General features: G+C 61.9%; 19 protein-coding genes. 13 read left to right on the forward strand and 6 right to left on the reverse strand.

Annotated elements, in window-relative coordinates; genetic code table 11:
* Positions 1-13: 13 nt before the first annotated feature.
* The 3 genes from dsbG to dsbD are packed head-to-tail and all read right to left on the reverse strand — an operon-like array spanning position 14 to position 3,353.
* Positions 14-781, reverse strand: a complete 768-nt coding sequence (gene dsbG / locus HU749_RS09960) for a thiol:disulfide interchange protein DsbG (RefSeq protein ID WP_186650230.1) — start codon at positions 779-781, stop codon at positions 14-16.
* The gene (locus HU749_RS09965) at positions 757-1,626 is read right to left on the reverse strand and encodes a TlpA disulfide reductase family protein (protein WP_079305597.1); all 870 of its coding nucleotides are present in this window, start codon (positions 1,624-1,626) and stop codon (positions 757-759) included. The genes dsbG and HU749_RS09965 overlap by 25 nt, the downstream gene beginning before the upstream one ends.
* The gene (gene dsbD, locus HU749_RS09970; protein WP_186650232.1) at positions 1,626-3,353 is read right to left on the reverse strand and encodes a protein-disulfide reductase DsbD; all 1,728 of its coding nucleotides are present in this window, start codon (positions 3,351-3,353) and stop codon (positions 1,626-1,628) included. Before dsbD ends, HU749_RS09965 begins: the two co-directional genes overlap by 1 nt.
* A 175-nt stretch (positions 3,354-3,528) precedes the next feature.
* On the opposite strand from dsbD, the gene HU749_RS09975 reads away from it, so the two are divergent.
* The 4 genes from HU749_RS09975 to HU749_RS09990 all read left to right on the forward strand — a co-directional run bounded on the left by HU749_RS09975 (position 3,529) and on the right by HU749_RS09990 (position 7,476).
* Entirely contained in the window at positions 3,529-4,209 is a 681-nt protein-coding gene (locus tag HU749_RS09975; protein ID WP_013692602.1) for a response regulator, read from the forward strand.
* Positions 4,206-5,537, forward strand: coding sequence for an ATP-binding protein (locus tag HU749_RS09980; protein WP_079305601.1), 1,332 nt, complete (start codon positions 4,206-4,208; stop codon positions 5,535-5,537). The genes HU749_RS09975 and HU749_RS09980 overlap by 4 nt, the downstream gene beginning before the upstream one ends.
* Positions 5,538-5,751: 214 nt before the next feature.
* Positions 5,752-7,164 (forward strand): aspartate aminotransferase family protein, encoded by a 1,413-nt coding sequence (locus HU749_RS09985; RefSeq protein ID WP_186650235.1) that lies wholly within the window; start codon positions 5,752-5,754, stop codon positions 7,162-7,164.
* A gap of 84 nt (positions 7,165-7,248) precedes the next feature.
* Entirely contained in the window at positions 7,249-7,476 is a 228-nt protein-coding gene (locus HU749_RS09990; protein WP_063322270.1) for an MbtH family protein, read from the forward strand.
* Positions 7,477-7,598: 122 nt separating this feature from the next.
* On the opposite strand, the gene HU749_RS09995 is transcribed toward HU749_RS09990, so the two are convergent.
* Positions 7,599-8,498 (reverse strand): LysR family transcriptional regulator, encoded by a 900-nt coding sequence (locus HU749_RS09995; RefSeq protein WP_186650238.1) that lies wholly within the window; start codon positions 8,496-8,498, stop codon positions 7,599-7,601.
* Between the two features lie 103 nt (positions 8,499-8,601).
* Between HU749_RS09995 and HU749_RS10000 the strand changes: the two genes are divergently transcribed.
* A complete protein-coding gene (locus HU749_RS10000; RefSeq protein WP_095962001.1) occupies positions 8,602-9,450 on the forward strand; it encodes a type 1 glutamine amidotransferase domain-containing protein in 849 nt (282 codons plus the stop codon).
* A 148-nt stretch (positions 9,451-9,598) separates the two neighbouring features.
* Here the strand turns inward: HU749_RS10000 and ppsR are convergent, their stop codons facing one another.
* Positions 9,599-10,417, reverse strand: coding sequence for a posphoenolpyruvate synthetase regulatory kinase/phosphorylase PpsR (gene ppsR / locus HU749_RS10005; RefSeq protein ID WP_014337326.1), 819 nt, complete (start codon positions 10,415-10,417; stop codon positions 9,599-9,601).
* A 184-nt stretch (positions 10,418-10,601) separates the two neighbouring features.
* Between ppsR and ppsA the strand changes: the two genes are divergently transcribed.
* The 8 genes from ppsA (at position 10,602) to HU749_RS10045 (ending at position 18,726) form a co-directional block, all read left to right on the forward strand.
* The gene (ppsA, locus tag HU749_RS10010; RefSeq protein ID WP_018605647.1) at positions 10,602-12,977 is read left to right on the forward strand and encodes a phosphoenolpyruvate synthase; all 2,376 of its coding nucleotides are present in this window, start codon (positions 10,602-10,604) and stop codon (positions 12,975-12,977) included.
* A 160-nt stretch (positions 12,978-13,137) separates the two neighbouring features.
* On the forward strand, positions 13,138-14,127 hold the full coding sequence (locus tag HU749_RS10015) for an alpha/beta fold hydrolase (protein ID WP_186650241.1): 990 nt from the start codon (positions 13,138-13,140) through the stop codon (positions 14,125-14,127).
* A 126-nt stretch (positions 14,128-14,253) separates the two neighbouring features.
* Positions 14,254-14,745 carry a ribonuclease E activity regulator RraA gene (gene rraA / locus HU749_RS10020; protein ID WP_003199517.1) on the forward strand — a complete coding sequence of 164 codons (492 nt, stop codon included), beginning with the start codon at positions 14,254-14,256 and terminating at the stop codon, positions 14,743-14,745.
* 25 nt (positions 14,746-14,770) lie between these two features.
* Entirely contained in the window at positions 14,771-15,766 is a 996-nt protein-coding gene (cmaX, locus tag HU749_RS10025) for a divalent cation transporter CmaX (RefSeq protein ID WP_053181497.1), read from the forward strand.
* Positions 15,767-15,829: 63 nt separating this feature from the next.
* Positions 15,830-16,075 carry a hypothetical protein gene (locus HU749_RS10030; RefSeq protein ID WP_014337331.1) on the forward strand — a complete coding sequence of 82 codons (246 nt, stop codon included), beginning with the start codon at positions 15,830-15,832 and terminating at the stop codon, positions 16,073-16,075.
* A 2-nt stretch (positions 16,076-16,077) separates the two neighbouring features.
* Positions 16,078-16,902: a mechanosensitive ion channel family protein gene (locus HU749_RS10035; protein ID WP_003199523.1), complete on the forward strand. Its 825-nt coding sequence runs from the start codon at positions 16,078-16,080 to the stop codon at positions 16,900-16,902.
* 91 nt (positions 16,903-16,993) lie between these two features.
* On the forward strand, positions 16,994-17,584 hold the full coding sequence (gene sigX / locus HU749_RS10040; protein WP_018605654.1) for an RNA polymerase sigma factor SigX: 591 nt from the start codon (positions 16,994-16,996) through the stop codon (positions 17,582-17,584).
* Between the two features lie 107 nt (positions 17,585-17,691).
* Complete coding sequence (locus HU749_RS10045; protein ID WP_079305613.1) at positions 17,692-18,726, forward strand: OmpA family protein; 1,035 nt, start codon at positions 17,692-17,694, stop codon at positions 18,724-18,726.
* 603 nt (positions 18,727-19,329) lie between these two features.
* Here HU749_RS10045 and cobA read toward each other — a convergent pair.
* Positions 19,330-20,085, reverse strand: coding sequence for a uroporphyrinogen-III C-methyltransferase (cobA, locus tag HU749_RS10050; RefSeq protein WP_186650244.1), 756 nt, complete (start codon positions 20,083-20,085; stop codon positions 19,330-19,332).

Here is a 20,085-nt window from a genome sequence, read left to right on the forward strand (position 1 = left end):
TTTGTCCAGGGCTTTACTTCGGCCCGAGAATCTTCACCAGTTTGTCCGGCGACGGCGCGCCTTGCTGCTGTTGCAGGTCGCCTTTTTCATCCAGATAGAAAATCGCCGGGGTGGCGGACAGTTCCAGTTCGTCCATCAGCTGCTGGTTGGCGTCCAGTTTTGCCTGGATGGCCGGCGGTATGGCCTTGAGCGGTTTGAGCGGGCTGCCCTTGCCAGCCTTTTCATGCTCGGCCAGGGTTTTTTCCGGGTCCTTGGCCGCCAGCAAGGCGGCGGATTTACCCGGGCTGTCTTCGCGGATGATGCCCACCATGATGTGGCGCAACTGCACCTTGCCGGCCTTGACCCAGGGCCGTGCCTGTTCCCAGAACATGTTGCAGTACGGGCAGTTCGGATCGCTGAACAGATACACCGTGCGCGGTGCGTCCTTGTTGCCGTCGGCGATCCAGTTGCTGGCTTCCATCTTCGCCCAGATGGCCTTGGCCATCGGTGCATAGACCAGTTTCTGCAGCGGCTCGGCGCTCAGGTCCTTGCCGTCGGCGTCGTACAGGTTGCCCAGCAGGACGTGCTGCCCATCCGGGGTCAGGTACAGCGCCATGCCACGGTTCTGGTATTGCGCCGCGTAACCGCGCAAGCCGTCCGGCGCGTCGAAGGTGCCGATGATTTTTGCGCCCTTGGCTTCGATTTTCTTGATGGCTGCGGGCAATTCTTCGGCCTGGAGCAGCGGGGCCTGCGACAGTGCGGCGGCGACGGCCAGGGTCAGCAGGTTGCGGAGGCGGGGCATGGCGATTTCCTTGTGGCGGAGTGGGGCGTCGTGGACGAGTCCGGCGTTTCGAAGTGTTCCAGGGCACGAGCCAGGCTCGCTTCCGACAATTCACCCAGGTGACTGCCCAGCAGGCGGCCATCAGCGCTGTAGAACAGAGTAGTCGGCAGGGCCATGGAACCCACGGCCTGGCCGAGACGGCCACTGCCATCGAACAACACGTTGTCCAGGCTCAGGCCTTGGGTGGCAAGGTAGGTGCTGACGCTTTGCATGCTTTCGGCCTGATTGACGAACAGGAACGTCAGGTCCGGACGCTGTTGCTGGGCTTCTTCGAGCACCGGCATTTCACGCCGGCAGGGCGGGCACCAGGTGGCCCATAGATTGATCACCAGGGGACCGCCCTGGTAATCGGTGAGTTTCACGGTCTCGCCGTCGGCGGTGCGCAGGGTGATGTCCGGCAGCCGGGTGCCTTGTTCATAAATCGTCAACGACAGGGTCGCCACCAGCCAGAACAGCAAGCCGCTGCCGACGCCGAAGCCCAATGGCCGGCGCAGGGGCGGACGGCGGCGGGCCCACAACAAGGCGCCAATCAGCAGCGCCACGATGCCAGGCCAAGCCAGGAAGCCACCGTCGCGCAGGTCGACGATCTGCCATGGGTCGTCCCGGTAATGTTGCCAATAGGCGACGACGAAGCCGATCCGTGCGGCCAGCAGGCCCAGCAAAAACAGCACGAACAGCACCGACTCGGGGTTTTCGCCATCGCGCTTGGCCACCCGCCAGCCGACGAAGGTCGCCAACGCCAGGGCGCTGATGAGCAATAGGTGGTTAAGGGCGATGGCAAAGGTGCCCAAGGTAAACGTCAGCATCAGCGCGCGTCCCGGGTGAGGTTCCAGCGCTCCAGGAACGCCTTGGCGTCGACTTCCCCGGTGATCCGCTGGCTGCGGCGCTCTTCACCGTCGGCGCCGATCCACAGCAGGCTCGGCGGCCCCGGCACCTGGTAACGGCTCAGCAGCTCGCGACTGGCGGGGCTGTCGGCGGTGACATCCAGGCGCAGCAGGCGCACGCCTTTCAGGGCGTCGAGCACTTCGCTGCGGCCGAAGACCTGTTTTTCCATGATCTTGCAGGACACGCACCAGTCGGCGTAGTAGTCCAGCAGCACCCACTGGCCCTGGGCCTTGGCGGCGTCCAGTTCCCGTTGCAGGGCGGCGGGCTCGCTGACCGTGACGAACGCGTCATGGGCACTGACGGTCGCACTGCCCTCGCTGCCGGCGTAGACCTTCAGGGGCTGGAAGAAATCATCGCCACCGCCCGCCGCGCCAATCACCAGCAGGCTGCCCCACAGGCCGAACAGCAACGAAGCGCTGCCGCAGATATAGGCGATGCGGCCGAACCCTTCGGTCTGGCGCCAGGCGCTGTAGGCGGCGATCAACAACAGCACGCCCCACAGGCCGACCCACAACGAACCGTCGATGATCGGGCGAATCATCAGCAGCGCGGTGCCCAGAAACAGGAAGCCGAATACGCCCTTGAGCAGGTTCATCCAGGCGCCGGGCTTGGGCAGGAAGCGGTTGCCCACGGTCACCAACAGCAACAGTGGCAAGCCCATGCCGATGCCCATGGTGAACAGGATCAGCCCGCCGTGCAGGGCATTGCCGCTCTGGGCGATGTACAGCAGCGCGCCTGCCAGCGGCGCGGTCATGCACGGGCCCACCAACAGGCCGGACAGCGCCCCGAGAACGCCGGCACCCACCAGGCTGCCACCGCGCTGCTGGCGCCCGGCGTTTTCCAGGTGGTCACGCAGGGCGGCCGGCAATTGCAATTCGAAGAAGCCGAACATGGGCAGCGCCAGCAACACGAATACGGCCGCGAAGCTGCCCAGCAGCCACGGTTGTTGCAGCAGCGCCTGGAGGTTGGCGCCCAGTAGCGCGGCGAGCACGCCCATGGCGGCGTATACCAGGGCCATGCTGATCACGTAGCTGCCGGCCAAGGCCAGGCCGCGTCTCGGCCCGGCGCCGCTGCCCACCACCAGCCCGGCCAGGATCGGCAGCATCGGCAGCGAACACGGTGTGAACGCCAGCAGCAGGCCCAGGCCGAAGAACACCAGCAGGCTCCAGCCCAAGGCCCGTTGTTGCAGGCCGCTGGCCAGGGCCTGGTCCGGCGCCTCGCCGATGGCCGCCACCGGTGCGCTGCCACCCAGGTCGACCACTTGGGTCTGGGGTGGATAGCACAGGCCCGCGTCGGCGCAGCCCTGGAAGCCGACCTTGATCTTGCCCGTGGCACCGGCGGGTATCTTCAGCTCCAACGCCTGGCGATAGACTTGCTGGTCGCCGAAAAACTCGTCGCTGTGGGCCTCGCCCTCCGGCAATTTCGGTTTCTGCGCCTCGGCCAGGCCATCGAACTTGAGCCGCTGCTGATATAGGTAGTACCCATCGGCGATCTGCCAGAACAGCTGGGTTTCACCGGAGTCCAGGCGTTCGGAGGTAAACACGAACGCCTTTTCCACCGGCAGGAAATCGGGTTTGGTTTCGAAGGGATTGGCGGCCTGGGCCAGGCCCGAGATCAGGAACAGCCACAGCAAAAACAATCGACGCATGGATAAAGCCTTAGAACGAAGCAAGTGGAAAACACAATGGCGGCTGGCGATTAACCGTCGATTAACCCGGCGGCGACCGGCAGGCAGCAATGATCGCCCATGTTGGCCGTACTCGTCGCATAATGTCGGCTTAATCGGCCGGCGGCCTAATGTACCTTTTTCCACGGGGCTTACCATGCGCGTACTGGTCTGCGAAGACGATGAGTTGATTGCCAGCGGGATCGTTGCCGGCCTTACGGCGCAGGGCCTGACTGTCGAGCACGTCGCCACCGCGTCGGCGGCGCGGGCGATGGTCGGCGTGGCGGAATTCGACGTCATGGTGCTGGACTTGGGATTGCCCGACGAGGACGGCCTCAAGCTGCTCAGGCAGTTGCGTCAGCAGGGGCTGGAGACGCCGGTGCTGATCCTCACCGCCCGGGACTCGGTAACCGACCGGGTCGACGGCTTGCAGGCCGGCGCCGATGACTATCTGCTCAAACCCTTCGACCTGCGCGAACTCGCGGCGCGCCTGCACACGTTGCTGCGGCGCGTGGCGGGGCGCAGCGTCAACCTGATCGAGCACGGTCGCCTGACCTACGACCCCAGCAGTCGGGAAACCACCCTGGACGGTCAGCCGGTGGATCTGTCCCGGCGCGAACAGTCGCTGTTGCAGGCGCTCTTGCACAGTCGTGGGCGGGTGCTGTCCACCGAGCAACTCAAGGACAGCGTCTACGGCTTCAACGACGAGCTGGAGAGTAACGCCCTCAACGTCCATATCCATCACCTGCGGCGCAAGTTGGGTAACGGGATTGTCGAAACCGTGCGTGGCCTGGGCTATCGCCTGGGGCCGGCCGAAGGTGGAGAGTCTTCCAAGTGATGAGCCTGCGACTGCGCCTGAGCCTGACCCTCGGCGCGGCCTTTGCCCTGATCTGGGCCCTGGCTGCGGCGTGGATGCTCAGCGACCTGCGCAACCAGATGATGTTTTCCCTCGACCAGCGCCTGGTGGCTTCGGCGCGAATGGTCGCCGGGTTGCTGGAACAGATGCCACCGTTGCCCAGCAAGGGCGACGGCACGCATTTGAGCTCCGAGCAATTGAGCATTCCTGGCGGCATGGCCTGCCAGGTCAGTTCCTTGCGCGGCGAGATTCTGGCTCGCAGCCATGGCACTCCGGAACAAACCCTGGAAGCCGAGAAGATGGGTTTCCACGACCAGATGATCGACGGCGCGCCCTGGCGCAGCTTCACCCTGGCCCGGGGTGACTTGCGCATCACCACTGCCGATCGCCAGATCGAACGGGAAGCCTTGAACATGTCGATACTGCTGGCCGCCTCGGTGCCGGTGGGCGTGGCGTTGCTCGGTTGCCTGTGCCTGTTGTGGCTCGGCATCGGCCAGGGCCTGGCACCGCTCAATCGCATGCGCGATGCGCTGATGCGGCGCAATGCCGACTCCCTGGAACCCTTGCAGATCCATCCGCTACCCAGTGAACTGCGGCCGTTGCTGGAGACCCAGAACCAGTTGTTCCAGCGCATCGGCAAGACCATCGAGCGCGAGCGACGGCTGACCGGCGACGCCGCCCACGAGCTGCGCAGCCCGCTGACCGCCATCAAGACGCACCTGCAAGTGGCGCGCATGACCGAGGGCGCCGCCCGTGATCAATCCCTGGCCCGGGCCGAAGAGGGCGCCGACCGCATGCATCGCACACTCGAACAGTTGCTGCTGCTGGCGCGGGTCGAAGGCAGCCTGTCGTTCGACGATGGCGTGCAATGCAACGCCGAACAGGTCGCCCGGCTGGCGATCCAGGATGCCGCCAGCAGTGATTCCCGGCGAATCAAGCTGCACCTTTCTCCAGGGCTCTCCGACGCACCGGTGCAGATGCCGGCCGTGCTTTCCATCGCTGCCTTGCGCAACCTGTTGGATAACGCCTTGCGCCATGCCCCGGACGATACCGATGTGGAGCTGAGCCTGGAGATGATCGGCCAGCGCGTGCGCTTCCAGGTCCGCGATCACGGCCCCGGCATCGCTGCCGACGACATCCAGCACCTGACCCAGCGCTTCTGGCGCAACGGCCAGAGCACCGGCTGCGGGCTGGGGCTGGCGATCGTCCAGGCCATCGTCCAGCGCTGCGGCTGCGGCCTGCATTTCGACAGTCGCCCGGATGGCCTGCGGGTCGAGTTGACGATGCCGGTGCAGGTGTTACCGGCCTGATTCACTTTAGCAATGGCCTGTAGGAAGGCTTTGCTCCTACAGGCTTCAAGGACAAACCACTGATCGCGCTGACGGAGAAAGTTCTGCCCGAGAGTAAATCCCTGCGTGGCTGATGCGTTTCCACAACAGGAAACCTGCATGTGCGCTCCGACCGGAGATGCACCTGTGCGGTGTGTCGTTGGGTCATTACTTCAGTGTATTGCGGGGTCGAGGGATGTCAGTCGCCAACAGTCTTATCGAAGCACAGCCGGCCCGGGTCAGTCCTGCGCCGGCCGAGACGCTCTACCAGTTCAATGAGTCGCCGCTGCTGGCCCGTCAGAGTCGGCAGGAGTCCAATGCCCGCAGCTACCCACGGCGGATTCCCCTGGCCCTCAAGCGTGCCAAGGGGCTGTATGTCGAGGATGTCGAGGGCCGCACCTTCATCGATTGCCTGGCCGGCGCTGGCACACTGGCGCTGGGGCATAACCACCCAGTGGTGATCGAAGCGATCCAGCAGGTGCTGGCCGATGAGCTGCCGTTGCATACCCTGGACCTGACCACGCCGGTTAAGGACCGTTTCGTCCAGGACCTGTTCGGCCTGTTGCCGGCAGAGCTGGCCGCCGAGGCGAAGATCCAGTTCTGCGGCCCCACCGGTACCGACGCCGTGGAAGCCGCCCTCAAGCTGGTGCGCACCGCCACCGGACGCAGCACCGTGCTGTCGTTCCAGGGCGGTTATCACGGCATGAGCCAGGGGGCGTTGAGCCTGATGGGCAGCCTGGGGCCGAAGAAACCCTTGGGCGCCTTGCTCAGCAGCGGCGTGCAGTTCACGCCATACCCCTACGATTACCGCTGCCCATTCGGGTTGGGCGGTGTGGCGGGCGTGAAGGCCAATCTGCATTACCTGGAAAACCTGTTGAATGACCCCGAGGCCGGCGTGCAATTGCCGGCAGCCGTCATCGTCGAGGTGGTGCAGGGCGAGGGTGGGGTCATTCCTGCCGACCTGGACTGGCTGCGCGGCTTGCGGCGGATCACCGAGCAGGCGGGGGTGGCGTTGATCGTCGACGAAATCCAGAGCGGCTTTGGCCGGACCGGCAAAATGTTTGCGTTCGAGCACGCCGGGATCATCCCGGACGTGGTCGTGCTGTCCAAGGCCATCGGTGGCAGCCTGCCGCTGGCGGTGGTGGTTTATCGCGACTGGCTCGACACCTGGCTGCCGGGTGCTCATGCCGGGACCTTCCGTGGCAATCAGATGGCCATGGCCGCCGGTTCCGCAGTGATGCGCTATCTGCAGGAACACGACCTGCCGGCCCACGCCGCCGCCATGGGCGAACGCTTGAGCGAGCACCTGCGCATCCTGCAGCGAGACTTCCCACAACTGGGCGATATCCGCGGTCGCGGGTTGATGCTCGGCGTCGAACTGGTAGACCCGGCGGGTAAACCCGACGCCCTGGGCCATCCACCGGTGCATGCACAGCTGGCGCCACGGCTGCAACGTGAATGCCTCAAGCGCGGGCTGATCCTGGAACTGGGTGGCCGGCAGGGCGGCGTGGTGCGGTTCCTGCCGCCGCTGATTATCACAAGGGCGGAAATCGACCGGGTCGCCGAAATTTTCGGGCGAGCCCTGCATGCGGCGGTCGTTGAGGCCTAATTTTCACTCGGCCCAGTACGTTCCTTTCATACCCTGGCTGCGCATGCGCCGCAGCGAACCTCGAGCAAAGATGGAGAGACACCCATGACTTCAGTATTCGACCGCGAGGACATCGTCTTTCAGGTCGTGGTCAACCACGAAGAACAGTATTCGATCTGGCCAGACTACAAGGCTGTTCCCGAAGGCTGGCGTACCGTCGGCAAAAGCGGGTTCAAGAAGGAATGCCTGGCCTACATCGAAGAAGTCTGGACCGACATGCGCCCGCTGAGCCTGCGCAAGAAGATGGAAGAGCAGGCGGCTGCGGCCCACTAAAGCGGTATGGGGATGCTTTTTGTGGGAGCGGGCTTGCTCGCGAAGACGATCTGTCAGTTAGCCAATTATTGCCTGACACGCCGCTTTCGCGAGCAAGCCCGCTCCCACATGCTTAGGTGTGCTCAAGATTGCTTCACTAGAAAATCAATCAACGCCCGTGCCGCCGCCGGCAATTGTCGATGGGGCGGGTAGATGATTGAAAACGGTCGGCTGCGTCCGCCAAAGTCCTCCAGCAAAGCCACCAGTTCCCCGCGCTCGATGCGCTCCCGGACGATGAACTCATAGGTCTGGCAAATTCCCATCCCGGCCTGGGCCAGGGATACGATGCCCAATACATCGTCGGACACTTGCACATTGCCCGTCGGCAGCCATTCCCGATCTTCCTGATTTTCGCGAAACAGCCAGGGTGCGATGCGTCCGCTGCTGGGCATCACGAAGGGCAGGCAAGCGTGGGCAGCCAGTTCATCGAGGTGCCGGGGTGTTCCGGCGCGTTCCAGATACGGCGGCGCAGCCACCAGGCAAAGGCGGGCGTCTTCGAGCTTGCGACCGACCAGCCCGCTGTCCGGCAACGGCCCGAGACGGATCGCCAAGTCATACCCCTCGGCCACCAGATCGACATTGCGGTTGGTGATGCTCAGCTCGACCCGCACCTGTGGAAAAGCCTGGGCGAAACGCGACAGCAGCGACGGCAGGCGGTAGTGACCGTAGGTGGTCGGTACGCTCAAGCGCACGCGACCGGTCAAGACACCGTCCTGGCCCTGGATTCGCCGCTCGGCGTCGTCAATCAGGGCAAAGGCCGAGCGCGACTGTTCCAGGTTCAAGGTACCGGCATCGGTCAGGTTCAGCCGTCGGGTCGTGCGTCGCAACAGTTGTACCCCGAGCCGGGCTTCGAGGCGGGAGATGGCGCGGCTCAGGACCGAAGGCGTGGTCCCCAGCGCCACGGCGCCGGCGCTGAGGGTGCCTTTTTCCACGACCGTGACGAAGGCCTCCACGTCTGCCAGATGATCGAATCGACGGGGCATTGTTGCCTCCAGAGGCCAGGTGATGTTCCGGGGTGCCAGTTTATCGCCGGTAAGCGCATCAATACAGTGAGCGCATCTTTTATCGAAGCGCCCTGGAGTCATCATGAAAAAGCTCACTACCTTGGCAACGTCCGTTGTTCTGGCGGGCATCAGTGTCGCGGCCCATGCCGATAACGTGCTGGTGGTTCTGTCGGATTCCGATCATCTGGATCTGAAAAATGGCCAGGTCTTCTCCACCGGCTTTTACCTCAACGAATTGCTGCAGCCGGTGAAACTGTTGCTGGACGCCGGTCACCAAGTGACGTTCGCGACGCCCGAGGGCAAGGCGCCAACGCTGGATCGCTCCTCGGTGGACAAGATGTATTTCAACAATGACCCGGCGGAGCTGGAGCGCTATCAGGCGTTGCTGGCGCAGTTGAACATCACGTCGACCAAGGACTCGCCAGTGATCAGCCTGGCCCGTGTCGAGCAGATCGGCCTGGAACAGTTCGACGCCCTGTACATCCCCGGTGGGCATGCGCCGATGCAGGATTTGCTCACGAGCGCACCGTTGGGTCGGGTGCTGACGCACTTCCATGACAAGGGCAAGACCACCGCGCTGGTTTGCCACGGGCCGATAGCGTTGCTGTCGACGCTGCCCGATGCCAAGGGCTTCGTTGGCCAGTTGGCCGTCAAAGGCCAGGCTTCGGCCAAGGCCGCCGACTGGATCTATGCCGGGTACAAGATGACGGTGATCAGCAATCAGGAAGAAGAACTGGCCAAGGGACTGTTGGGCGGCGGGAGCATGAAGTTCTATCCACAAACCGCGTTGGAACAGGCCGGTGGGCACTACAGCAGCAATACCGCGCCGTGGGCGTCCCATGTGGTGACGGATCGGGAATTGATCACCGGCCAGAACCCGGCGTCGGCGCTGGAGGTGGGGCAGGCGTTGGTCGAGCGGTTGAAGCGCTGATCCAGGAGCACCACCGATTCCCCTGTGGGAGATTCCCTTGTGGGAGCGAGCTTGCTCGCGATTGCGGTTCGTCAGCAGCATTGGTGTTGGCTGACACTCCGCTATCGCGAGCAAGCTCGCTCCCACAGGGTTTTGTGGTGTTGCGGGTTTACTTGAACCGCCGCTCCACCCCTTTCTCCACCAGGATCTTCGCCGAAATCTCTTCCACGGAAAAATGCGTGGAATTGATGTGCGGAATATTCTCCCGCCGGAACAGGTTTTCCACCTCGCGCACTTCGAATTCGCACTGGGCGTAGCTTGAGTAACGGCTGTTGGGCTTGCGCTCGTTGCGGATCGCGGTGAGGCGGTCCGGGTCGATGGTCAGGCCGAACAGCTTGTGCTGGTGGGCGCGCAGGGCGCTGGGCAGTTGCAGGCGCTCCATGTCGTCTTCGGTCAGCGGATAGTTGGCCGCGCGGATGCCGAACTGCATCGCCATGTACAGGCACGTCGGCGTCTTGCCACAGCGCGACACGCCCACCAGGATCAGGTCGGCCTTGTCGTAATAATGCGTGCGGGCGCCGTCATCGTTGTCCAGCGCGAAGTTGACCGCCTCGATCCGCTCCATGTAGTTGGAGTTGTGGCCAATGGAATGGGACTTGCCGACCGAGTAGGAGGAGTGCTCGCTCAGTTCCTGTTCCAGGGGCGCCAGGAACGTGGAAAAAATGTCGATCATGAAACCATTGGACGTTGCGAGAATCTCACGGATGTCTTGATTGACGATGGTATCGAAGATAATCGGGCGGAAACCGTCGGTTTCGGCGGCTTTATTGATTTGCTGTACCATGGCCCGCGCCTTGTCGACGTTGTCGATGTACGGACGTATGAACTTGGCGAAGGTAATGTTTTCGAACTGTGCCAACAGGCTTTGGCCTAGCGTTTCGGCCGTGATGCCGGTGCCGTCGGAGATAAAGAAAGCAGATCGTTTCATTTGCGCCTTGGGCCTTAAGCTAGTGAGCTAGTGACGATTCTTGGATATGATAGGCGCGATTTGCCGGCCGCCAGTGGCCCGCATTCTCACTTATTTTCCAGGTCCAGGCCATATCGCCGGTCATCGCTCCCCTGGAGCCACCGGTGCCTTGAGCTTTTCCAACACAGTTAGTGGAGAGATCACCTTGGTAGAGTACGTAGTTTCCCTCGATAAGCTCGGCGTCCATGATGTGGAGCATGTGGGGGGCAAGAACGCATCCCTGGGCGAGATGATCAGCAACCTCGCCGGTGCCGGCGTATCGGTGCCAGGTGGCTTCGCCACGACCGCTCAGGCTTATCGTGATTTCCTGGAACTGAGCGGCCTGAACAAGCAGATCCACGATGCGCTCGATGCCCTGGACGTCGATGACGTCAATGCCCTGGCCAAGACCGGTGCCCAGATCCGCCAATGGATCATGGACGCCGAATTCCCCGAGAAACTGAACGCCGAGATCCGCACCGCGTTCGCCAAGCTGTCCGAAGGCAATCCGGACATCGCCGTCGCCGTGCGCTCCTCGGCCACCGCCGAAGACCTGCCGGATGCCTCCTTCGCCGGCCAGCAGGAAACCTTCCTGAACATCCGTGGCGTGGAAAACGTCATCCGTGCCGCCAAGGAAGTCTTCGCTTCCCTCTTCAACGACCGTGCCATTTCCTACCGCGTGCACCAGGGCTTCGACCACAAGCTGGTCGCCCTGTCCGCCGGTGTGCAGCGCATGGTCCGCTCCGAAACCGGCACCGCCGGCGTGATGTTCACCCTCGACACCGAGTCGGGTTTCCGTGACGTGGTGTTCATCACCGGCGCCTACGGCCTGGGTGAAACCGTCGTGCAGGGCGCGGTGAACCCGGATGAGTTCTACGTCCACAAAGGCACGCTGCAAGCCGGTCGTCCAGCCATCCTGCGCCGCAACCTGGGCAGCAAGGCCATCAAGATGATCTACGGCGACGAAGCCAAGGCCGGCCGTTCGGTGAAGACCGTCGATGTGGACAAGGCCGAGCGCGCGCGTTTTTGCCTCAGCGATGCCGAAGTCAGCGAGCTGGCCAAGCAGGCGATGATCATCGAGCAGCACTACAAGTGCCCGATGGACATCGAGTGGGCCAAGGACGGTGACGACGGCAAGCTGTACATCGTGCAGGCCCGTCCGGAAACCGTGAAGAGCCGCACCCAGGCCAACGTCATGGAGCGCTACCTGCTCAAGGAAACCGGCACTGTGCTGGTGGAAGGCCGTGCCATCGGCCAGCGCATCGGCGCGGGCAAGGTGCGGATCATCAAGGACGTCTCGGAGATGGACAAGGTCCAGGCCGGCGACGTATTGGTCTCCGACATGACCGACCCGGACTGGGAACCGGTGATGAAGCGCGCCAGCGCCATCGTCACCAACCGCGGCGGGCGTACCTGCCACGCGGCGATCATCGCCCGTGAACTGGGGATCCCGGCCGTGGTGGGTTGCGGCAACGCCACCCAACTGCTCAAGGACGGCCAGGGCGTGACCGTTTCCTGCGCCGAAGGCGATACCGGCTACATCTTTGAGGGCGAACTGGGCTTCGACATCAAGAAGAACTCCGTGGACGCCATGCCGGACCTGCCGTTCAAGATCATGATGAACGTCGGCAACCCGGATCGCGCCTTCGACTTCGCGCAGTTGCCCAATGCCGGTGTGGGCCTGGCCCGCCTGGAATTCATCATCAACCGCATGATCGGCGTACACCCCAAGGCATTGCTGAACTACGACGGCCTGCCGCAGGAAATCAAGGACAGCGTCGACAAGCGCATTGCCGGTTACAACGATCCGGTCGGTTTCTACGTCGAGAAGCTGGTGGAAGGCATCAGCACCCTGGCGGCGGCGTTCTGGCCGAAAAAGGTCATCGTGCGCCTGTCGGACTTCAAGTCCAATGAATACGCCAACCTGATCGGCGGCAAGCTCTACGAACCGGAAGAAGAAAACCCGATGCTGGGCTTCCGTGGTGCTTCGCGCTACATCAGCGAATCGTTCCGCGACTGCTTCGAACTCGAATGCCGCGCCCTCAAGCGCGTGCGTAACGAGATGGGCCTGACCAACGTCGAGATCATGGTGCCGTTCGTGCGGACCCTGGGCGAAGCGAGCCAGGTCGTCGACCTGCTGGCGGAAAACGGCCTGGCCCGTGGCGACAATGGCCTGCGCGTGATCATGATGTGCGAGCTGCCGTCCAACGCGATCCTGGCTGAAGAGTTCCTCGAGTTCTTCGACGGTTTCTCCATCGGTTCCAACGACCTGACCCAGCTGACCCTGGGCTTGGACCGTGACTCCGGGATCATCGCGCACCTGTTCGACGAGCGGAACCCGGCGGTCAAGAAGCTGCTGGCCAACGCCATTGCCGCCTGCAACAAGGCTGGCAAGTACATCGGCATCTGCGGCCAGGGCCCTTCGGACCATCCGGACCTGGCCAAATGGCTGATGGAGCAGGGCATCGAAAGCGTTTCGTTGAATCCGGACTCCGTGTTGGAAACCTGGTTCTTCCTGGCTGAGGGTCAGGCGGCGGTCTGATCGAGTGAAGGGGCCTCACCGGTAATGTAAGCCGGGTAACCTTTGTGGGAGCGAGCCTGCTCGCGATAGCGGAGTGTCAGCCAAGATTATTGTGCTGATCCACCGCCATCGCGAGCAAGCTCGCGCTCCCACAGTCGTCTTTTTTTTGTGCAAGAAAATCATGCAAAGCAGCAGCAACCTCTTTCCTGTCGCCCTGATCAGCGCCGAGCGGCGCGGTGATCTGAGCGAAGACGTCTATCGCTTGAAACCCGGCAACAGCCCGGACGCCAGCGTCGAACTGGCCGTCACCCGGCTGGGTATGGCCGACGCCTGCGAAAACCGTGGGGTCCCGGTGATCCTGTTGCACGGCAGTTTTTCCAATCGGCGTTTCTGGTATTCGCCCAAGGGTCTGGGCCTGGGGGCGTACCTGGCACGCCTGGGGTTCGATGTCTGGATTCCCGAGATGCGTGGCCATGGGCTGTCCCAGCGCAACCTGGGCTATCGCCACAATCGGGTGGCCGACTACGCCCGCTACGACTTGCCGGCCATTGGCGCCTTCGTGCGTGAACAGAGCGGGCAAGTGCCCCACTGGATCGGTCATTCCCTGGGGGGCATTACCCTGGCGGCGGCCTTGGGCGGCCACTACCTGGGCGAGCCCGCAGTGGCGTCGGCGGCGTTTTTCGGTACCCAGGTCAGCCGCACCTACTGGCCGCTGAAGATTCCGCCAGTGGAATGGAGCGGCCGCTTCATCCTCAAGCGTTTTGCCCAATTGTCCGGCTCAAGGCTCAAGCGCGGTCCCGAGGATGAACCCATCGGCCTGGCCCTGGAAAGCATGCGCTGGTACGGCCTGTTCGGGCGTTTCGGCGATGCCGAGAAGAACTGGTGGGCCGGGTTGGCCGATGTCCGGTTGCCGGTGCTGGCGGTGAGCGCCGCGGGCGATCATCAGGACCCCACCTGGGCGTGCCGCAAGCTCTTTGACCAGATCGGTTCCGAGCACAAACAGTTTGTCTGCCTGGGCCGGGAACAAGGTTTCAAAGGCGATTTCGGTCACGTCGAGATGCTGGTCAGCAAGGCGGCACAGGCTGAGGTCTGGCCTCTGGTGGCGCGTTGGCTGCAAGATCAGCAGGCACCGTTGCTGGAAAACCTGCCCGCCCTGGCCGAGGCGGTTTAAGCGAAAGGCTCTGACGTGGGCATTTCGCTCTGGTCGGCTTGCGGCTAAGATATGACGCTTCAAGCGGTTCCAGTCACAAACGGTTGCTCATTCAGTCTGACGTTCCAGCCTTTCAGGAGTTGTTCGATGAACCATTACCTCACGCCCGACCTGTGCGACGCCTACCCGGAATTGGTGCAGGTGTTGGAGCCGATGTTCAGCAATTTCGGTGGCCGCGATTCCTTCGGCGGTGAAATCGTGACCATCAAGTGCTTCGAGGACAACTCCCGGGTCAAGGAGCAGGTTGAACTCAAGGGCAACGGCAAGGTGCTGGTGGTCGATGGCGGCGGTTCCCTGCGTCGGGCGCTGCTGGGGGACATGCTGGCGGAAAAAGCCGCGAAAAACGGCTGGGAAGGGCTGGTGGTCTACGGTTGCATCCGCGACGTCGACATCATTGCCCAGACGGACCTCGGGGTCCAGGCCCTGGCCAGTCACCCGATGAAGACTGACCGGCGCGGCGTCGGCGAACTCAATGTGCCGGTGACCTTTGCCGGCGTGACGTTTCGCCCGGGCGAGTATGTCTATGCGGACAATAACGGCGTGATTGTCTCGCCAAGCCCACTGAAAATGCCTGAATGAAGCAGTACAGTCATAAGGGATGAGGATGTTCGAGGAAGAAAACGCGCAATGGGGGCTGGTGCATGCCCTGGTGCTGGATGGTAAAGGTGGCGCGCGTTCCATAGCCCGGACCGAACTCGACGATTTGCAGTTGCAGGCCCATGAAAGCCTGTGGCTGCACTGGGATCGCAGTCATCCGCAAACCCACACCTGGCTGCGCAAATCCAGCGGCCTGAGCGAATTCAACTGCGACCTGCTGCTCGAAGAGAACACCCGGCCGCGCTTGTTGCCGTTGCCCAACGCCGAATTGCTGCTGTTCCTGCGGGGGATCAACCTCAACCCGGGTGCCGAGCCTGAAGACATGGTCTCGGTACGGATCTTTGCGTCCGCCCAGCGGGTCATCTCCCTGCGCCTGCGTCCGTTGCGCGCCACCGATGAGCTGTTGGCGCAACTGGCCGAGGGCAAGGGCCCGAAGACGGCATCCGAACTCATCCTCTACATGGCGCAATACCTCACCAATAAGGTGCAGGACCTGGTCACCTGCCTCTCCGAAATCGTCGACGGCGAGGAAGAAAAACTCGATACCGACGAACGGTATACTCCCGAGCACGACGCCATTTTGCACATCCGTCGAAGGGCTGCCGGGCTCAAGCGATTCCTGGCGCCACAGCGGGACATCTTCGGCCAGATGACGCGGCTCAAGCTGCCGTGGTTTTTCGACGATGACGGCGACTACTGGAACGAATTGAACAACAGCCTGACCCGTTACCTCGAGGAGCTGGAATTGACCCGAGAGCGCGTGGGGCTTGTGCTGGAGGCCGAAGACCGGCGCCTGTCGGTGCGCATGAACCGCACCATGTACCGCTTCGGCATCATCACCGGGATTTTCCTGCCGATGAGTTTTCTCACCGGCCTTTTGGGTATCAACGTAGGTGGCATTCCGTTTTCCGAAAGCCCCTACGGTTTCATGGTCGCCTGCCTGCTGATGATCTGCGTCGCGACGGGGCAGTGGTGGTTGTTCCGCCGCTTGCGCTGGGTGTGATGGGGTTTCATGTGACCCGACGAAATTTGATCGCGTCTTCCACAGACATCACGAGAGGTGCGTATGCACGATCCGTTTGAACAGTCTTTGCGCGACATGCTCAAGGCTTCGCCGTCCAGCCGGGACGACGATGCATGCCTGGGACGTGTACTGAAAACCGCCAACCGCCAGGTCGGCGCAGGCGATCTGTTCAGCCTGCTGGGCCGCTGGTTGCCCGCGCTGATGATCGCCCTGAATAATGGATCGGCCCATGTCTCGCCGGTTTCCCGCCGTAAACCTGTTACTCGCACCGCTGATAAGGCTGATTGAATATGGAACTTGATCTCTGGACCCAGAGCCTCGTCACGGCAATGACTGCGTTGTGGACCAAGGTGGCTAACTTCATCCCCAACCTCTTCGGCGCGCTGGTGGTGCTGTTGCTGGGCTTTGTCGTGGCCAAGCTGCTGGACACGCTGCTGTCCAAGTTGCTCGCCAAACTGGGCCTCGATCGCCTGATGGGCGGCACCGGCCTGACCAAGCTGTTGTCCCGAGGTGGCATCCAGGTACCGATCTCTACCCTGGTCGGCAAGATTGTGTATTGGTTCGTGCTGCTGATTTTCCTGGTTTCCGCAGCAGAATCCCTTGGCCTTGAGCGAGTTTCGGCTACGCTCGATATGCTTGCGCTGTATTTACCGAAGGTTTTTGGTGCTGCGCTGGTGTTGCTGGTCGGCGTTCTGCTGGCGCAACTGGCCAACGGGCTGGTGCGCGGTGCGGCCGAGGGCGTTGGGCTGGACTACGCCGCTGGCGTGGGGCGAATTGCCCAGGGCCTGGTGATCATCATCAGTATTTCGGTGGCGATCAGCCAGTTGGAGGTCAAGACTGACCTGCTCAACCACGTGATCGTGATCGTATTGATTACCGTTGGTCTGGCGGTTGCGCTGGCAATGGGGTTGGGAAGTCGGGAAATCGCCGGTCAGATCCTGGCGGGAATCTATGTGCGTGAATTGTACGAGGTTGGGCAACAAGTGCGTGTTGGCGAGGTCGAAGGCCAGATCGAAGAGATCGGCACGGTGAAGACCACATTGCTGACCGAGGAGGGCGAGTTGGTGTCGCTTTCCAATCGGATCCTGCTGGAACAGCATGTGAGTAGCCGCTAACCCGGCAAACCCTGCTAATGTATGCCGCCGCAAAATGCCCGATATCGCAGGCTGCGGCGCACATTGACCTAGACTGTCGGCCCGACTTGTTTTGAACAAACCCCAATCGCTATCCACGCGCTACGAACCCCGTGATCTCTCCGATGAGGAGTTGGTCGCGCGCGCGCATACGGAGCTGTTTCACGTAACGCGCGCCTATGAAGAGTTGATGCGTCGTTACCAGAGAACTTTATTTAACGTTTGTGCACGTTATCTCGGGAACGATCGTGATGCTGACGATGTCTGTCAGGAGGTGATGTTGAAGGTGCTGTATGGCCTGAAGAACTTCGAGGGGAAATCGAAGTTCAAGACATGGCTTTATAGCATCACGTACAACGAATGCATCACACAGTATCGCAAGGAACGGCGAAAGCGTCGCTTGATGGACGCGTTGAGCCTGGACCCTCTCGAGGAAGCGTCGGAAGATAAGGCGCCCAAGCCCGAGGAAAAGGGTGGACTCGATCGCTGGCTGGTCTATGTAAACCCGATCGATCGGGAAATTCTGGTGCTACGATTTGTCGCAGAGCTGGAATTCCAGGAGATCGCAGACATAATGCATATGGGTTTGAGCGCGACAAAAATGCGTTACAAGCGTGCTCTTGACAAATTGCGTGAGAAATTTGCAGGCATTGCTGAAACTTAGTTCGGCGCAAATATCTCTTACGTGTAGGCAAGTTCTGATAGACTTGCCGCCGAGTTGTCCCCCGGTTTGCGGGACTGCTTCACAATCACCAGATGGGGATTTAACGGATGAAACTGAAAAACACCTTGGGCTTTGCCATTGGTTCTTTGATTGCTGCCACTTCGTTCGGCGCTCTGGCACAAGGCCAAGGCGCAGTTGAAATCGAAGGCTTCGCCAAGAAAGAAATGTTCGACAGCGCTCGGGACTTCAAGAACAACGGCAACCTGTTCGGCGGTTCGGTTGGTTACTTCCTGACCGACGACGTAGAACTGCGTCTGGCCTACGACGAAGTGCACAACGCACGTGCCGAAGACGGTCGTAACATCAAGGGCTCCAACACCGCTCTGGATGCCCTGTACCACTTCAACAACCCGGGTGACATGCTGCGTCCATACGTATCGGCTGGTTTCTCCGATCAGAGCATCGGTCAGAACGGTCGTAGCGGTCGCAACGGCTCCACCTTCGCCAACGTTGGCGGCGGTGCCAAGCTGTACTTCACTGACAACTTCTACGCCCGTGCCGGCGTTGAAGCTCAGTACAACATCGACCAGGGCGACACCGAGTGGGCGCCGAGCGTCGGTATCGGTGTGAACTTCGGTGGCGGCTCCAAGCCTGCTGCTGCTCCAGTTCCAGCTCCGGCTGAAGTCTGCTCCGACAGCGACAACGATGGCGTGTGCGACAACGTCGACAAGTGCCCTGACACCCCAGCCAACGTAACCGTTGACGCTGATGGCTGCCCAGCTGTTGCTGAAGTCGTACGTGTTGAGCTGGACGTCAAGTTCGACTTCGACAAGTCGGTCGTTAAAGAAAACAGCTATGGCGACATCAAGAACCTGGCTGATTTCATGAAGCAGTACCCATCCACCAGCACCACTGTTGAAGGTCACACTGACTCCGTCGGTCCTGACGCTTACAACCAGAAACTGTCTGAGCGTCGTGCAAACGCCGTTAAGCAAGTTCTGACCAACCAGTACGGTGTTGAATCGACTCGCGTTCAGTCTGTTGGCTACGGCGAATCCCGCCCAGTTGCTGACAACGCCACTGAAGCTGGTCGTGCAGTTAACCGTCGCGTAGAAGCGCAGGTTGAAGCCCAAGCTAAGTAATTAGCCCACAGCTTTGGAAAAGCCCGGCCTAGGCCGGGCTTTTCTTTGCCTGCGATTTATGAACGTCAGGTATTTGTTGATCGAGTACATATCCATTGCTGCGGTAACGGCGGTTTATGGTTCCGCTCTTACAGCGGGTCACTTTCGAAAAGCCCGGAAGCCGGCCCAGTCGAAAGTAACCAAAGCGCTTCTGCCCCACCACTCGGTGCCTCGCCTAGGCTCGGCATGCCCGAACGAAGGCATTGCTCCGTGGGCCCGCCGCGAAGGGCCATCCATGGCCCAGCGCGGCTATCCCGGCATCCATGCCGGGATGCCCACTACGCAATACCTGCGTTCGGCCATCGTGGTTAACGGGGCGCCCGAGATCAACGTCCACCGCGAGGCGGCCTTATAGCCGACCTGGTTCTGGGTGATCGCGTTCCTTCTGTGGGAGCGGGCTTGCTCGCGAAAGCGGCCTGACAGCCGACCTGGTTCTCCCGGACGTACTCCAATCCCATTGTGGGAGCGAGCTTGCTCGCGATTGCGGTGTGTCAGTCACCATCCAGGCTGCTGATACATTGCAATCGCGAGCAAGCTCGCTCCCACATTGGTAGGGGTTGTATGTCAGAGGGCTGAAACCTGGGCCCAGGCCGGCGGGGAGGCGGCCAGTTCAGCCGCTCCCGCTACTGCGCCAATCACCAGGATCGCCGGGCTCTTGAGTTGAAAGGCGCTTGCATCGGCTTCCATCGAGGCCAGGTCGCTGCGGCAGTCACGCTGGTGGGGCAGGGAGGCGTTTTCGATCATGGCCACGGGTGTGTTCGCCGACAGGCCACCGGCCAGCAATTGCTCACGAATCTCGCTAAGCTTCGCCACGCCCATGTACACCACCAGGGTGGTTCCGCTTTGCGCCAGGGCTTGCCAGTTCAGGCTGCTGCCATCCTGGGTGTGGGCCGTGACCAGCGTCACGCCCCGGGCAATCCCGCGCAGGGTCAGTGGAATATCGCACTGGGTCGCCCCCGCGAGGCCGGCGGTGATGCCATTGACCATCTCCACTTCAACACCGTGCTCGCGCAGCCACTGCGCTTCTTCACCGCCGCGACCGAAGATGCATGGGTCGCCGCCCTTGAGCCGCACCACGCATTTGCCCTGGCGGGCATAACGCAGCATCAGGCGATGGATAAAGGCCTGGGGCGTGGAGCGGCAGCCGCCGCGCTTGCCCACGGCAATGATGCGCGCATCGGGGCAATGCTCCAGCACCGCGGCGTTGACCAGATCGTCGATCAACACCACGTCGGCCTCGCCCAGGGCGCGCACGGCTTTGAGGGTCAGCAATTCAGGGTCACCGGGACCTGCACCCACCAGCCAGACTTTTGCGTTCAT

Origin of the sequence: Pseudomonas ogarae, from assembly GCF_014268695.2 — a bacterium.
Taxonomy (GTDB): domain Bacteria; phylum Pseudomonadota; class Gammaproteobacteria; order Pseudomonadales; family Pseudomonadaceae; genus Aquipseudomonas; species Aquipseudomonas kilonensis.

Coding starts and splice junctions, on each gene's coding strand:
- dsbG (WP_186650230.1), bottom strand. CDS start 781: ATGCCCCGCCTCCGCAACCTGCTGACCCTGGCCGTCGCCGCCGCACTG.
- HU749_RS09965 (WP_079305597.1), bottom strand. CDS start 1,626: ATGCTGACGTTTACCTTGGGCACCTTTGCCATCGCCCTTAACCACCTA.
- dsbD (WP_186650232.1), bottom strand. CDS start 3,353: ATGCGTCGATTGTTTTTGCTGTGGCTGTTCCTGATCTCGGGCCTGGCC.
- HU749_RS09975 (WP_013692602.1), top strand. CDS start 3,529: ATGCGCGTACTGGTCTGCGAAGACGATGAGTTGATTGCCAGCGGGATC.
- HU749_RS09985 (WP_186650235.1), top strand. CDS start 5,752: ATGTCAGTCGCCAACAGTCTTATCGAAGCACAGCCGGCCCGGGTCAGT.
- HU749_RS09990 (WP_063322270.1), top strand. CDS start 7,249: ATGACTTCAGTATTCGACCGCGAGGACATCGTCTTTCAGGTCGTGGTC.
- HU749_RS09995 (WP_186650238.1), bottom strand. CDS start 8,498: ATGCCCCGTCGATTCGATCATCTGGCAGACGTGGAGGCCTTCGTCACG.
- HU749_RS10000 (WP_095962001.1), top strand. CDS start 8,602: ATGAAAAAGCTCACTACCTTGGCAACGTCCGTTGTTCTGGCGGGCATC.
- ppsR (WP_014337326.1), bottom strand. CDS start 10,417: ATGAAACGATCTGCTTTCTTTATCTCCGACGGCACCGGCATCACGGCC.
- HU749_RS10015 (WP_186650241.1), top strand. CDS start 13,138: ATGCAAAGCAGCAGCAACCTCTTTCCTGTCGCCCTGATCAGCGCCGAG.
- rraA (WP_003199517.1), top strand. CDS start 14,254: ATGAACCATTACCTCACGCCCGACCTGTGCGACGCCTACCCGGAATTG.
- cmaX (WP_053181497.1), top strand. CDS start 14,771: ATGTTCGAGGAAGAAAACGCGCAATGGGGGCTGGTGCATGCCCTGGTG.
- HU749_RS10030 (WP_014337331.1), top strand. CDS start 15,830: ATGCACGATCCGTTTGAACAGTCTTTGCGCGACATGCTCAAGGCTTCG.
- HU749_RS10035 (WP_003199523.1), top strand. CDS start 16,078: ATGGAACTTGATCTCTGGACCCAGAGCCTCGTCACGGCAATGACTGCG.
- HU749_RS10045 (WP_079305613.1), top strand. CDS start 17,692: ATGAAACTGAAAAACACCTTGGGCTTTGCCATTGGTTCTTTGATTGCT.
- cobA (WP_186650244.1), bottom strand. CDS start 20,085: ATGAACGCAAAAGTCTGGCTGGTGGGTGCAGGTCCCGGTGACCCTGAA.